The following is a 13,054-nucleotide window of genomic DNA, read 5'->3' as shown; positions in this document are numbered from 1 at the left end:
CCTCTCCTCGGGTGGGTACGGAAATCCGTTCCCGTGCCGGTCTCCTGGTGGCGGCCACTTTCGCCCGTACTGCTCAAGGGCCCCTGGAAGCCGGCTTGAGCTCTCGGCGACGTACGGCCCACCCACCATAGGATCACCGCGCATTGGCGAGACGATGACCCGTCTTTGGGGTCCTGTTTGCCTGGATATGACCCGCTCTGCCCGCACCCATGACCGTGACCATGTCCACGATCACGTCCACGACCACGTAGGGGGACCCACCGTGGAGACCGCACGACTGGCCTCGCTCATCGCCGCGATCAGCACCATGGGACTGGTCAGCGGCCTGTTCTACGGTTTCTCCGTGTCGGTGATGCCCGCACTGCGGCGCACCCAGGACGACCGCAGCGTCATCGACGTCATGCAGCGCATCAACGTGGCCATCCTCAACGGCTGGTTCGTGCTCGGCTACATCGGCGCCTTCCTCTTCACGGCGGTCGCGCTGGCGCTGCACGTGCCGTCCGACGGCCGCGACGTACTGCCGCCGCTGGTCGCCGCCCTGGTCTGCTACCTCGCCTCGATGGGCGTCACCAACAAGGTCAACATCCCGCTGAACAACGCCCTGGAGAAGGCGGGCCCGGTCGCCCGCATCCCCGACCCGAGGGCCGTACGGCGCGCCTTCGAGGGCCCGTGGGCGCGGGCCAACGTCTGGCGGACGCTGCTGTGCACGGCGGCGGTGGCCTTCCTGGCGTGGGCGCTGGTGCTCAACGGCGGGCTGGCGGCCTGACCGGCGTACGCACGTGGAAGGGGCCCCGCCGGGCAGGGCGGGACCCCTTCCACGGGTGTGCGGGGATACGTCAGCGGGTGCCACGCCCGTACAGGACCAGGGCGCGCGCCAGGAAGCCCAGGGCCACCGTGCACAGCAGGGTGCGGACGATGTTCAAGGTCTCCCAGGTCGTCTTGAACTTGTCCACGATCGAGAAGTCGGTGAGCTTGGCCGCGTTGCCGGCCTGCGCCAGTTCGTTGTTGAGCGGGATGTTCACCGAGAACGTGATCATGAGTACGACGAAGTAGAGCGCGGCACCGATCCCGACCAGGAGGGCGACCTTGCGGCGGCCCTTGCGCAGCTCGACGATCGCCGAGGCCACGGCGACCAGCAGGGCGAGCACGAAGGCCATGCCGAAGAGGCCGTTGCCGTCGATGTTGGAGTTGAAGTGCTGCATCGCCGTGACGTACGTACGGTTGTCGACCTCCGCCAGGCCCGGCATGACCGAGACGTCGAAGGCGAAGAACAGTCCGGCCATCAGGCCCATGAGGACGGTCGGGACGAGGATCAGCACCGTGGAGAGCTTGGTGTTCCCCGAGGCCGAAGCCGAAGCCGAAGCCGCCGAGCGTGCCGCGGGGGCGCCGGGCGCGTACCCCTGCTGCGGGTATCCCTGCTGGGGGTAGCCCTGCTGCGGGTGCCGGTGGGGCTGGTGCGGCTGCTGAGGCTGCGGCGGTGGGAAGTTGCCGGTGTAGTTCGGGGAGTAACTCCCGGTCGGGGGCTGGCTCATGGCTGCGTCCTCATCTGAGTGGTCGGAGTACTGCTTGCCCATGGCACGGACATCCGATCGTGGCACTCCCCCGATGCCGGGCCCCGGCCTCTTGAACCGTCCTTGAGCGAAGCTCCAGGCAGGCGGCCCGATCCGGCCGGGACCGGGCCGCCCGCCTGGTTCACGGCCGGTTCAGAGAGCGAGCAGGACGCGCCCGGCGACCCCGGGATCGGCCAGCGGTCTCAGGGCCAGGCGGACCAGGGCGCGCGGATTGTCGTCGCCCGCGACGCGGTTGGCGCTGAGCTCGCCGCACGCGGCGCACTGGTGGATGATCATCCACTCGCCGTCGGTCCGTACGGACATGCCCAGCGCCTCCATCCGGCCCCGGCAGTCCGCGTCGCGGTCACCCGGGACCTTCCGGTCGACGTGCAGGCTGGCCAGACAGTTCGGGCAGTGGTTGCGGTGCGCGGTACCGGGCGCGTCCAGGGACACGTCGAGCCGGCAGGACGTACACCGGAAGGCGTCGGTCCGGGGCCCGCCCCGGGGGTGCAGGACGTCCTTGTGCTGTTGCGGACGGCGCCCTCGTCCACGGTTGTTGCGCGGCATCTCAGAGGGTCCCGAACGCTTCGAGCGGGAAAGGCGGTTGGGCCAGCGGGCGGACCGCCATGCGCATCAGGATGAGCTGGTTGTCGTCCGCGCGGACCGGGTTCGAGGTGAGCTCGTCACAGCGCACGCAGCGGTGGATCACCGCCCAGTCACCGGTGCGGAGCACGGCGATGGCGATCGGGGACATCCGCCCCTCGCACTCGCTCGGACCGCCCTCGACGTGGTCGAGGACGTGCCGGGAGTGCAGACAGGACGGGCAGTGATTGCGCGGCTCGCCGTCGACGGCGTACGCGGACACGGTGAGACCGCACCACGTACAGCTGAAGGTGGAGAGGCTGAGGGTGTTGTGGGTGGAGGTGTGGCTGGACACCCGGGTGCTCCTTGCTGGAAACGGTTCAGGGCAGCAAGAGCAGGCCGAGCGGCCTCGTCAGAAGGCAGCGCAGAGCGGTGGACGGTTACGCGGTGTGGCGAGGCGCACTCGGCGCGGGCCGGGTCATCAAAACACCCTTTTCAAGGGCACAAAAGGCCCAGAAGTAAGCAGAACGAATCAGAACGACGCACTCAGCTAACAGGGCGCCTTCCGGGGCTGTCAACGCGATTTTCGACGCGCGGACATCAGAGCCATGAACGCGCACAGCCGGTCGGCCTCGATGTCGTGCCCGACGACCTCACCACCTCCATCTGGGGGATGCAGTCACCCTTTGAGCGGAACCCCTCCCGCCTCTCCGCCCGAACAGACACAGGGGAGCAGAGACTGGCCCGAACTGCCGCAGCCACGCAATGCGGCCGGGCAAGTCCGCCCACGGAACGGGAAGTCATGCCACGCCAGAATCTCCGCCGAACCACCATCGCCCTGCTCACTGTTCTAGTGATGGGCGGCACACCCGCTTTTGCAACCAGCTCTTCCACTCCCGAGGATCACCTGCCAAAGGGTCCTCCCTCCCGGGTGACAACTGAAGAGGCCGAGCCGGGAATTGCTCCGCCCGGCTCCGACAAGACAGCGATCTACCTGGACCAGGCGGGACGCGTGATGGACATGTCTCCGAGCGCGGACGTGACCCAGTACTTCACTGACCACAGCTGGCGGCAGCAAGCCTGCTCACCCACCAAGGAACTCAAGCCTGGTGGTGGCAGCGTGAGTCGCACGGTAGCCCGCATCAGGTGCCGGACATTTCAGCGGACTTCATGGCGTAACCATGTGGAAGTCGACGTCATCGGTGAGCTCGACACTGCCGAGAAGCTGCGCCACGAAGACCAGCCTTGAGAAACACAGCAGACCACTGGGGACGAAATGCCCGAGCAGCAGAACTTCGACCAGCCTGGAATCGACCCCACTGGCTACCGCACGGCAGGCTCCATGTTCGCTGCCTTTCACGGTGAGCTGGCCACGCACCCTTGGCGCGACCCGGAGTCCGATCACGACGCCTACCAGCTGTTCCGTCAGCGATCGGTTGCCCTGGGCTGGCACGACGACCAATCGAGTACCGCAGGAGACGAGCGCACTGCTGCGGCACCGGGACTGTGGGCCATGAACGACGCCGAATGCAGCGCCCACCACGCGGCTACCGACCCCTTCGCATGGTTCCAGGTCGAGTGCAGCGTGCCGGCGCATGACAGGCCACTGCCCGTGCAGCCGTTCCTGCGCTGCGCCGAAGACACCATCACCCGCATCGGCACGGCACGCCTGTCCGCATTGCAGATCCTTCTCCCCCTTCAAGGGCTCACCCCCTCAGCCCGCCCGCGCAACGCACTCATCCCCTCCATGGCCACCCGCGAGTGGTTCGGTGAATGCGCCCCACAGGCTCGTACGCCGGTGAGGATCACCATCAACAGCGGACGCGACGCTTCCATCCCCGCCATCGCCCAGCAGCTCACCAGCCACCTCGGCCACTTGGAGCAGCAGGTATTCCGTCAAGGCGAATCGGGAAGCACCGACGAGGGCTCCGCCCTGCCCCCGCCGTTCGCCGACGCGTTCTGGAACGGGCCGCCTCTGCACGGTATGGCCCTGCACGGCGAACTCGCCGAGTGGTCCTGCGACGCCGTCGGCTGGCTGGCCGCCACCATCGCCGACTCCGCCGCCCACCTGGGGGTACGCACGCCACTGCTGCTGTCCGCCGTACGGGACTGAACGACAGCGGGCGTCGGGAGTGGGAAAGCACGGTCCGCCGAGTGACCGACGCCAGTATTTGCTCAACTGGTCCCGTTCGCTGGTGAGTTCGGTTGCTGGGGTTGCGCCTGCCATGGGTAGGAGGCTCTCAGCGGACGACTACCGTCTGCACAGGAACCGGTCCGCAGGATTTCGTCTCATGCGTGGGGAAAGCGACCGGGCCGGACGAAGGGCGTGGCGATGGACGGCCAGGACGAGGGACGAGACCAGAAGCCGCTCGCGTGGCGGATCTTCGGTCGCCAGCAGAAGCGGCTGCGGAACCTGCGCGGGATGACCCAGGAGCAGCTCACGGAGCGCTCGAAACGCGGGTACTCCCTCTCGACGGTGCAGAAGGTGGAGTCGGGGTCGATCCGGCCCACGCCCGATTACATCCAGGACGTGGACGAGGCGCTGGAGGCGGACGGGCTGCTGCTGGTGATGCAGGAGGATCTGACCAAGCCGGAGCATCCGATGTTCTTCCAGGAGTACGCGGATGCCGAGGGCCGAGCCCAGCGGCTGTTCATGTACGACGACCACGCGATCAACGGCCTTCTCCAGACCGAGGCACACGCGCGAGCGGTGCTCTCCGCCCGCGTTCCGCTGTTGGAGGAAGACCAGATCGAGAACCGCATCCAGGGACGCATCGACCGTCAGCAGCTCCTCACCCGTCGGCCTGCGGCTTCGCTGTGCTTCGTCATCGAGGAACAGGTCCTGCGGCGCCCCATCGGCGGTGCCGCCGTGCACAAGGAACAGTTGGAGCACCTAGTGGCCTGCGCGGGCATGCGGAACGTCGATGTGCACGTGATGCCGATGGAGGTCGAGACCCACGTCGGTCTCGACGGACCCATGATCCTCCTGACCACAGAGGAGGGTCGCTCGCTGGTCTACGTCGAGTATCAGGGCGGCGGTTCCACGTTCTACTCCTCTCCGAAGGATGTCGGCGCCCTCGAACTGCGGTATGGAATGATCCGATCGCACGCGCTCCGGGCTCCGGAGTCGCTGGAGTTCATCGGCAAGCTGGCAGGAGAGCTATGACCACCAATCCCCCCAACTCCGCATGGTTCAAGTCGAGTTACTCAGGCAATGAGGGCGGCGCCTGCGTCGAGGTCGCGCACGGCTGGCACAAGTCGTCGTACTCCGGCAACCAGGGCGGCGAGTGCGTCGAGGTCGCCACGTGCGCGTGCTCCGACGTTCACGTCCGTGACAGCAAGCTCGGCTCCGCTTCCCCCACGTTCGACGTGGCCCCGGGAGCATGGGCCGCATTCGCCGCGTTCGCCGCCACGCACTCGGTCTGACCGGCAGCACCGAAGACGGGCCCCTCGCCAAACGAAGTGGCGAGGGGCCCGTCGCGTCATACCGTAGCGGGCGGCAACGGGTCCGCCTGCCAGGTTCCGCCCTCCGGGCCGCTCAGTAGCGGTAGTGGTCCGGCTTGTACGGGCCGTTGGCGTCGACCCCGATGTACGCGGCCTGCTCGGGGCGCAGGGTGGTCAGCTTCACGCCGAGGGCGTCGAGGTGGAGGCGGGCGACCTTCTCGTCGAGGTGCTTGGGGAGGACGTAGACGTCGGTCGGGTACTCGGCCGGCTTGGTGAACAGCTCGATCTGGGCCAGGGTCTGGTCCGCGAAGGAGTTGGACATCACGAAGGACGGGTGGCCGGTCGCGTTGCCGAGGTTGAGCAGGCGGCCCTCGGAGAGGACGATCAGGACCTTGCCGTCGGGGAACGTCCAGGTGTGGACCTGCGGCTTGACCTCGTCCTTGACGATGCCCTCGGTCTTGGCCAGGCCCGCCATGTCGATCTCGTTGTCGAAGTGGCCGATGTTCCCGATGATCGCCTGGTGCTTCATCCTGGCCATGTCCGAGGCCATGATGATGTCCTTGTTGCCGGTGGTCGTGATGAAGATGTCGGCCGTTTCCACCACCTCGTCGAGGGTGGTGACCTGGTAGCCGTCCATCGCCGCCTGGAGCGCGCAGATCGGGTCGATCTCGGTGACGATGACCCGGGCGCCCTGGCCGCGCAGGGACTCCGCACAGCCCTTGCCGACGTCCCCGTACCCGAAGACGACGGCGGTCTTGCCGCCGATGAGGACGTCGGTGGCGCGGTTGATGCCGTCGATCAGCGAGTGCCGGCAGCCGTACTTGTTGTCGAACTTCGACTTGGTCACGGCGTCGTTCACGTTGATCGCCGGGAAGAGGAGCTGGCCGTCGCGGTGCATCTCGTACAGCCGGTGGACACCGGTGGTGGTCTCCTCGGTGACCCCCTTGATCCCGGCGGCCAGTACCGGCCAGTCCAGGGTCGACTTGTGCAGGAGGGCCAGGACGAGCGCCATCTCCTCGTTGTCGGCGGTCGACGGGTCGGGGACCTGGCCCGCCTTGGCGTACTCGACTCCCTTGTGGACGAGGAGGGTGGCGTCGCCGCCGTCGTCCAGGATCATGTTCGGCCCGGCGTGGCCCGGCCAGGTCAGCGCCTGCTCCGTGCACCACCAGTACTCCTCCAGCGTCTCGCCCTTCCAGGCGAAGACCGGGATTCCGGCGGCGGCAATCGCGGCGGCGGCGTGGTCCTGGGTGGAGTAGATGTTGCAGGACACCCAGCGGACCTCGGCGCCCAGGGCGACCAGGGTCTCGATGAGCACGGCCGTCTGGATCGTCATGTGCAGCGAGCCAGTGATCCGGGCTCCGGCCAGCGGCTGGGCGGCGGCGTACTCGCGGCGGATCGACATCAGGCCGGGCATCTCGTGCTCGGCCAGGGTGATCTCCTTGCGGCCGAACTCGGCGAGGGAGAGGTCGGCGACCTTGAAGTCGGTGAATTCCATGGGGTGTTACTCCGTGGTGGTGGTGAGAGTGGGATGGGAGGGAAGGGAAGGGGTTCTACGGATTGGTGCCGGGGCGGTCCGCCGCGAGGTTCTGGTGGATCTCCAGCGTCGCGGTGGACTTGTTGAGGGTGATGTAGTGCAGGCCCGGCGCCCCCTCGGCGAGGAGGCGCTGCGACATCTCGGTCGCGTACTCGACGCCGATCCGGTGGCCGTCGGCCGGGTTGTCCTGCGCCGCCTCCAGCCGCTGCGCGAGGGCGTCGGGGAAGCGGGCGTCGCTCAGCTCCGAGAAGCGCCGGATCTGGCGGAAGTCGGTCGCGGGCATGATCTCGGGGATGATCGGCGTCAGACAGCCCACCGACATCAGCCGGTCGCGCAGCCGCAGGTAGTCCTCCACGTGGAAGAACATCTGGGTGATCGCGTAGTCGGCGCCCGCCTTGCACTTGGCGGCGAAGTGCCGGATGTCGTCGGTCCAGCCCGTCGAGCGCGGGTGCCGCTCGGGGAACGCGGCCACGCCCACGCTGAAGTCGCCCAACTGCCGGATCATGCTGACCAGTTCGTGGGCGTGGTTGAAACCGTCCGGATGCTGGGTCCAGGCGCCGCGCGGGTCGCCCGGCGGGTCGCCGCGCAGGGCGAGTACGTCCCGGATGCCCGCGTCGGCGTACTGGCCGATGATCTGGCGCAGCTCGGCCCGGGAGTGGCCGACCGCGGTGAGGTGGGCGACCGGGCGCAGGGTGGTCTCGGCGGCGATGCGCTTGGTGACCTCGACGGTGCGGTCCCGGGAGGAGCCGCCCGCCCCGTAGGTGACGGAGACGAAGGAGGGCGCGTACGACTCGATGCGGCGGATCGCGTTCCACAGGGTGCGCTCGCCCGCCGCGGTCTTGGGCGGGAAGAACTCGAAGGAGTACGAGCGCCGGCCGCTGGCGAGCACTTCGCGCACGGTGGGGCGGGGGTTCGGCACGGCGGCGGGCGAGGCGGCGGGCGGTACGGCGGCGGCGGGTGCGGCGGTGGCCTGCTCCGGGGCGGCGCGCTCTGCGAAGACAGCAGTCAAGGTATCGGTCCTTCCGGTGTCGACGGGCCTGGCATCAACGGGCGTTGAAGTACGTGGCCGCGGGGTGGTGAATGATGATCGCGTCGGTGGACTGCTCCGGGTGGAGCTGGAACTCCTCCGAGAGATGAACACCGATCCGCTCCGGCCGCAGCAGTTCCGCGATCTTCGCCCGGTCCTCCAGGTCGGGGCAGGCCCCGTAACCGAGGGAGAAGCGGGCACCCCGGTACTTCAGCGCGAACATGTCCTCCACCTCGGCGGGGTCCTCACCGGCGTAACCCAGCTCGGAACGGACGCGCGCGTGCCAGTACTCGGCGAGGGCCTCCGCCAACTGCACGGACAGGCCGTGCAGTTCGAGGTAGTCGCGGTAGGCGTTGGCCTCGAAGAGCCTGGCGGTCTCCTCGCCGATCCTCGACCCGACGGTGACGACCTGGAGACCGACCACGTCCACCTCGCCCGTCTCCTCGGGGCGGAAGAAGTCGGCCAGGCACAGCCGGCGGCCGTGGCGCTGGCGCGGGAAGGTGAACCGGGTGCGCTCCAGGCCCTGTTCGTCGAGCAGGATCAGGTCGTCGCCCTTGGAGACGCAGGGGAAGTAGCCGTGCACGACGGCCGCTTCGAGCAGGTTCTCGGTGTGCATCCTGTCGAGCAGGCCGCGCAGCCGGGGGCGGCCCTCGCTCTCCACCAGTTCCTCGTACGTGGCCCCGCCCGCGCGGGCCTGCTTCAGCCCCCACTGCCCCTTGAACAGGGCGCCCTCGTCCAGCCAGGACGCGTACTCCTTGAGCTGGATGCCCTTGACGACGCGGGTGCCCCAGAACGGCGGGGTGGGGACCGGGTTGTCGATCGCGGTGTCGGAGCGGACCGAGCCCTCCTCGTCGGGGCGCTCCTCCACCTGCGGGCGGGGGGCCGAGGCGGGGCGGACGCGGCGCTGTTTCAGGGGCGGCAGCTCGACGCCGGGGACGCCGCGCTTGACGCCCATCAGCGCGTCCATGAGGCGCAGGCCCTCGAAGGCGTCGCGGGCGTAGCGCACCTCGCCCTCGTAGATCTCGTGCAGGTCCTGCTCGACGTACGCCCTGGTCAGGGCGGCGCCGCCGAGGATGACGGGGTAGTCGGCGGCCATCTTGCGCTGGTTGAGCTCCTCCAGGTTCTCCTTCATGATCACCGTGGACTTGACCAGCAGCCCGGACATCCCGATGACGTCGGCCCTGTTCTCGACGGCCGCTTCGAGGATCGCGGAGACGGGCTGCTTGATGCCGATGTTGACGACGTTGTAGCCGTTGTTGGACAGGATGATGTCGACGAGGTTCTTGCCGATGTCGTGGACGTCGCCCCGTACGGTCGCGAGGACGATGGTGCCCTTTCCGTCGGCGTCGGACTTCTCCATGTGCGGTTCCAGGTGGGCCACCGCGGTCTTCATGACCTCCGCGGACTGGAGCACGAACGGCAGCTGCATCTGCCCCGACCCGAACAGCTCGCCGACCACCTTCATGCCTTCGAGGAGGGTGTCGTTGACGATGTCGAGGGCCGGGCGGGTGGTCAGGGCCTCGTCGAGGTCGGCCTCCAGGCCGTTCTTCTCGCCGTCGACGATGCGGGCGCGCAGTCGCTCCTCCAGGGGCAGCGCGAGGAGTTCCTCGGCGCGCCCCGCCTTCATCGACTTGGTATTGACGCCCTCGAAGAGCGCCATGAGCTTCTGGAGAGGATCGTAGCCCTCGGCACGCCGGTCGTAGATGAGGTCGAGGGCGGTGGTCACCTGCTCCTCGTCGAAGCGGGCGATCGGCAGGATCTTGGAGGCGTGCACGATGGCGGAGTCCAGACCCGCCTTCACGCACTCGTCGAGGAAGACCGAGTTGAGAAGCACCCGGGCGGCCGGGTTGAGGCCGAAGGAGATGTTGGACAGGCCGAGGGTGGTCTGTACGTCGGGGTGGCGGCGCTTGAGCTCGCGGATCGACTCGATGGTGGCGATGCCGTCGCCCCGGGACTCCTCCTGGCCGGTGCAGATGGTGAAGGTGAGGGTGTCGATGAGGATGTCCGACTCGTGGATGCCCCAGTTGCCGGTGAGGTCGGCGATCAGCCGCTCGGCGATGGCGACCTTGTTCTCGACGGTACGGGCCTGGCCCTCCTCGTCGATGGTCAGCGCGATGAGGGCGGAGCCGTGCTCCCGGGCGAGGGCGGTGACCTTGGCGAAGCGGGAGGCGGGGCCGTCGCCGTCCTCGTAGTTGACGGAGTTGATGACGGCGCGCCCGCCGAGCTTCTCCAACCCGGCCTGAAGTACGGGCAGTTCGGTGGAGTCGAGCACGATGGGCAGGGTGGAGGCGGTGGCGAAGCGGCCGGCCAGCTCGGCCATGTCGGCGACACCGTCGCGCCCCACGTAGTCGACGCAGAGGTCGACCATGTGGGCGCCCTCGCGGATCTGGTCGCGGACCATCTCCACGCAGTCGTCCCAGCGGGCCTCCAGCATGGCCTCACGGAACTTCTTCGACCCGTTGGCGTTCGTCCGCTCACCGATCGCCATGTACGAGGTGTCCTGCCGGAAGGGCACCGCCTGGTACAGCGAGGAGGCCCCTGCCTCGGGGCGCGGCTCGCGAGCGGGCGGAGTCAACGCCCGCACCCGCGCGACCACTTGGCGCAGGTGCTCGGGCGTCGTACCGCAGCAGCCGCCCACCAGCGAGAGACCGTACTCGCGCACGAAGTTCTCCTGCGCGTCGGCGAGCTCGGCGGGCGAGAGCGGGTAGTGGGCGCCGTCCTTGGTGAGGACCGGCAGCCCCGCGTTGGGCATGCAGGACAGCTGGACGCGGGAGTGCCGGGCCAGGTGGCGCAGGTGCTCGGTCATCTCGGCGGGACCGGTGGCGCAGTTCAGCCCGATCATGTCGATGCCGAGGGGCTCCAGCGCGGTCAGCGCGGCGCCGATCTCGGAGCCGAGCAGCATGGTGCCGGTGGTCTCGACCGTCACCGAGCAGATGAGCGGGACGCTGAGGCCGAGGGCGTCCATGGCGCGCCGGGCGCCGACGATGGAGGACTTGGTCTGCAGGAGGTCCTGCGTGGTCTCGACGAGAAGGGCGTCCGCACCGCCGGTGAGCAGGCCTTCCGCGTTGGTCTGGTACGCGTCGCGAATGGTCGCGTAGTCGATGTGGCCGAGCGTCGGCAGCTTGGTGCCGGGACCCATCGAACCGAGCACCCAGCGCTGCTGCCCGGTGGACACGGTGAACTCGTCGGCCACCGCACGGGCGATCCGGGCACCTGCCTCGGCGAGCTCGAAGTTCCGCTCGACGATCTCGTACTCGGCGAGGGCGGCGTAGTTGGTTCCGAAGGTGTTGGTCTCGACGCAGTCGACACCGGCCGAGAAGTAGGCCTCGTGGACGGAGCGGACGATGTCGGGGCGGGTGATGTTGAGGATCTCGTTGCAGCCCTCCAGCTGCTGGAAGTCCTCAAGGGTGGGGTCCTGCTCCTGGAGCATGGTGCCCATGGCGCCGTCGGCGACGACGACACGGGTGGCGAAGGCGTCGCGGAGGGCGGAGGCGCGGGTGCGGGCGGCGGCGCTCTGGCTGGCTGCGTGGCTGTCGGTGTGGCTGTCGGTGTGGCTGTCTGTGTGGCTCATGACCGGTCTCCCCGGGTGTTCGGTACGGCTACCGGCTGCTGCTGCTCAGACTCCGAATCCGCCTCGGCCGCCGGACGGGCGACGGCAACGGCACGCAGGGCCACCGCGGCCTTTGCGCACCCGAGTTGGGATGACAGCTCGACCGGCAGGCCCTTGCTCGCGGCGGCCGGGAAGCCGGGGCGTGAGGTGTCGGGGCGTCGGGCGCGGACGGCCCCGTCGGCGGCGGCGCTCATGACCGGGCTCCTGTGGTGGGCTGTCCGGTGGCCGGTCCGGTGGCCGGTCCGGCGGGCAGTATCGGGGCCAGCCGCTCCGCCGCTTCGGGCCCGTAGACCTTGGTCACGGTGGCGAGGAGGGCCGCCGGGTCGGCCTCGTAGGACTGGGAGCCGATCCCGCCCAGTGCCGACGCGGCCATCGCGCAGCCCAGTTGGGCGGCGGGTTCGGGCGGCAGGCCCTGGCTCACCGCGGCCAGGAAGCCGGCCCGGAAGGCGTCGCCCACGCCCGTCGGGTCCTCGGCGGGGACGTCGGGGATCGCGCGGACCTTGACCGTGGTGGTCTTCGTCGCGTCGCGGCGGTCGATGCGTACGCCCTTCGAGCCGAGCGTGGTCACCCAGGTACCGACCCTGGCGAGCACCTCCCCCGTGCTCCACTCGGCGCGCTCGCGCAGCAGCGCGGACTCGTACTCGTTGGTGAACAGCCAGCGGGCGCCGTCCACCAGGGCGCGCACCTCGTCCCGGGAGAGCCGGGCGAGCTGCTGGGAGGGGTCGGCGGCGAACGGGATGCCGAGCTCCCGGCACTGACCGGTGTGGCGGAGCATCGCCGCCGGGTCGTTGGGCGAGACGAGAACGAGATCCAACGGGCCGCTGCGTACGGCCAGTTCGCAGAGGTCGATGGTGGCGGCCTCCGCCATGGCGCCGGCGTAGAAGGACGCGATCTGGTTGGAGTCCTGGTCGGTCATGCACATGAACCTGGCGGTCTGATGCTCCCCGGAGACGTGCACACCGGACGTGTCCACGCCGTGTTCCTTCAACCAGACCTCGTACTCCGCGAAGTCGGGCCCGACCGCCCCGGCGAGCAGGGGGCGCAGCCCCAGCACCCCCAGCCCGTACGAGATGTTGGCCGCCACGCCTCCTCGCCGTACTTCCAGGGTGTCGACCAGGAAGGACAGCGAGAGGTGTGCCAGCTGGTCGGGGAGCAGCTGGTCGACGAACCGGCCCGGAAAGGCCATGAGGTGATCCGTGGCGACGGATCCTGTCACCGCTATGCGCACTGGGGTCTCCTGCGGAGTGGTCTCCGGGCGTGGCCGGGCCGGTGTCGGGGGGGGAGGAACGGAGGAACAGAGGAACGGA

13 protein-coding genes are annotated in these 13,054 nt (G+C 68.9%); 5 read left to right on the top strand and 8 right to left on the bottom strand.

What is annotated here, in order from left to right:
- Positions 1 to 262 precede the first annotated feature (262 nt).
- Positions 263 to 766, top strand: coding sequence for an anthrone oxygenase family protein (locus ACZ5PB_RS30255; protein WP_468695503.1), 504 nt, complete (start codon positions 263 to 265; stop codon positions 764 to 766).
- 70 nt (positions 767 to 836) lie between these two features.
- Here ACZ5PB_RS30255 and ACZ5PB_RS30250 read toward each other — a convergent pair whose 3' ends face one another.
- The 3 genes from ACZ5PB_RS30250 to ACZ5PB_RS30240 all read right to left on the bottom strand — a co-directional run bounded on the left by ACZ5PB_RS30250 (position 837) and on the right by ACZ5PB_RS30240 (position 2,487).
- A complete protein-coding gene (locus ACZ5PB_RS30250; RefSeq protein WP_468695501.1) occupies positions 837 to 1,532 on the bottom strand; it encodes an anthrone oxygenase family protein in 696 nt (231 codons plus the stop codon).
- A 171-nt stretch (positions 1,533 to 1,703) separates the two neighbouring features.
- A complete protein-coding gene (locus tag ACZ5PB_RS30245; protein ID WP_468695499.1) occupies positions 1,704 to 2,117 on the bottom strand; it encodes an RNHCP domain-containing protein in 414 nt (137 codons plus the stop codon).
- A gap of 1 nt (position 2,118) precedes the next feature.
- Complete coding sequence (locus tag ACZ5PB_RS30240) at positions 2,119 to 2,487, bottom strand: RNHCP domain-containing protein (protein WP_468695498.1); 369 nt, start codon at positions 2,485 to 2,487, stop codon at positions 2,119 to 2,121.
- Between the two features lie 447 nt (positions 2,488 to 2,934).
- Here ACZ5PB_RS30240 and ACZ5PB_RS30235 point away from each other — a divergent pair, with 447 nt between their 5' ends.
- From ACZ5PB_RS30235 to ACZ5PB_RS30220, 4 genes are all read left to right on the top strand, one after another.
- Positions 2,935 to 3,381, top strand: a complete 447-nt coding sequence (locus tag ACZ5PB_RS30235) for a hypothetical protein (RefSeq protein ID WP_468695497.1) — start codon at positions 2,935 to 2,937, stop codon at positions 3,379 to 3,381.
- Positions 3,382 to 3,408: 27 nt separating this feature from the next.
- The gene (locus ACZ5PB_RS30230; RefSeq protein WP_468695495.1) at positions 3,409 to 4,245 is read left to right on the top strand and encodes a hypothetical protein; all 837 of its coding nucleotides are present in this window, start codon (positions 3,409 to 3,411) and stop codon (positions 4,243 to 4,245) included.
- Between the two features lie 219 nt (positions 4,246 to 4,464).
- Entirely contained in the window at positions 4,465 to 5,298 is an 834-nt protein-coding gene (locus ACZ5PB_RS30225) for a helix-turn-helix domain-containing protein (RefSeq protein WP_468695493.1), read from the top strand.
- Positions 5,295 to 5,558, top strand: a complete 264-nt coding sequence (locus ACZ5PB_RS30220) for a DUF397 domain-containing protein (RefSeq protein ID WP_468695491.1) — start codon at positions 5,295 to 5,297, stop codon at positions 5,556 to 5,558. The genes ACZ5PB_RS30225 and ACZ5PB_RS30220 overlap by 4 nt, the downstream gene beginning before the upstream one ends.
- A gap of 112 nt (positions 5,559 to 5,670) precedes the next feature.
- Here the strand turns inward: ACZ5PB_RS30220 and ahcY are convergent, their stop codons facing one another.
- The 5 genes from ahcY to ACZ5PB_RS30195 all read right to left on the bottom strand — a co-directional run bounded on the left by ahcY (position 5,671) and on the right by ACZ5PB_RS30195 (position 12,975).
- On the bottom strand, positions 5,671 to 7,071 hold the full coding sequence (ahcY, locus tag ACZ5PB_RS30215; RefSeq protein ID WP_468695489.1) for an adenosylhomocysteinase: 1,401 nt from the start codon (positions 7,069 to 7,071) through the stop codon (positions 5,671 to 5,673).
- Positions 7,072 to 7,126: 55 nt separating this feature from the next.
- Positions 7,127 to 8,029, bottom strand: coding sequence for a methylenetetrahydrofolate reductase [NAD(P)H] (gene metF / locus ACZ5PB_RS30210; protein ID WP_468695632.1), 903 nt, complete (start codon positions 8,027 to 8,029; stop codon positions 7,127 to 7,129).
- A 124-nt stretch (positions 8,030 to 8,153) separates the two neighbouring features.
- A complete protein-coding gene (gene metH, locus ACZ5PB_RS30205; protein ID WP_468695487.1) occupies positions 8,154 to 11,708 on the bottom strand; it encodes a methionine synthase in 3,555 nt (1,184 codons plus the stop codon).
- A complete protein-coding gene (locus tag ACZ5PB_RS30200; RefSeq protein WP_468695485.1) occupies positions 11,705 to 11,941 on the bottom strand; it encodes a hypothetical protein in 237 nt (78 codons plus the stop codon). The genes metH and ACZ5PB_RS30200 overlap by 4 nt, the downstream gene beginning before the upstream one ends.
- On the bottom strand, positions 11,938 to 12,975 hold the full coding sequence (locus ACZ5PB_RS30195; RefSeq protein ID WP_468695483.1) for a carbohydrate kinase family protein: 1,038 nt from the start codon (positions 12,973 to 12,975) through the stop codon (positions 11,938 to 11,940). The genes ACZ5PB_RS30200 and ACZ5PB_RS30195 overlap by 4 nt, the downstream gene beginning before the upstream one ends.
- Positions 12,976 to 13,054 lie beyond the last annotated feature (79 nt).

It is taken from the genome of Streptomyces sp. NPDC032721, assembly GCF_055579625.1.
Note: the sequence above shows the minus strand (reverse complement) of the source record. Positions and strands in the feature narration are given on the sequence as shown.

Coding starts and splice junctions, on each gene's coding strand:
- ACZ5PB_RS30235 (WP_468695497.1), top strand. CDS start 2,935: ATGCCACGCCAGAATCTCCGCCGAACCACCATCGCCCTGCTCACTGTT.
- ACZ5PB_RS30230 (WP_468695495.1), top strand. CDS start 3,409: ATGCCCGAGCAGCAGAACTTCGACCAGCCTGGAATCGACCCCACTGGC.
- ACZ5PB_RS30250 (WP_468695501.1), bottom strand. CDS start 1,532: ATGAGCCAGCCCCCGACCGGGAGTTACTCCCCGAACTACACCGGCAAC.
- metH (WP_468695487.1), bottom strand. CDS start 11,708: ATGAGCCACACAGACAGCCACACCGACAGCCACACCGACAGCCACGCA.
- ACZ5PB_RS30225 (WP_468695493.1), top strand. CDS start 4,465: ATGGACGGCCAGGACGAGGGACGAGACCAGAAGCCGCTCGCGTGGCGG.
- ACZ5PB_RS30220 (WP_468695491.1), top strand. CDS start 5,295: ATGACCACCAATCCCCCCAACTCCGCATGGTTCAAGTCGAGTTACTCA.
- ACZ5PB_RS30200 (WP_468695485.1), bottom strand. CDS start 11,941: ATGAGCGCCGCCGCCGACGGGGCCGTCCGCGCCCGACGCCCCGACACC.
- ahcY (WP_468695489.1), bottom strand. CDS start 7,071: ATGGAATTCACCGACTTCAAGGTCGCCGACCTCTCCCTCGCCGAGTTC.
- ACZ5PB_RS30245 (WP_468695499.1), bottom strand. CDS start 2,117: ATGCCGCGCAACAACCGTGGACGAGGGCGCCGTCCGCAACAGCACAAG.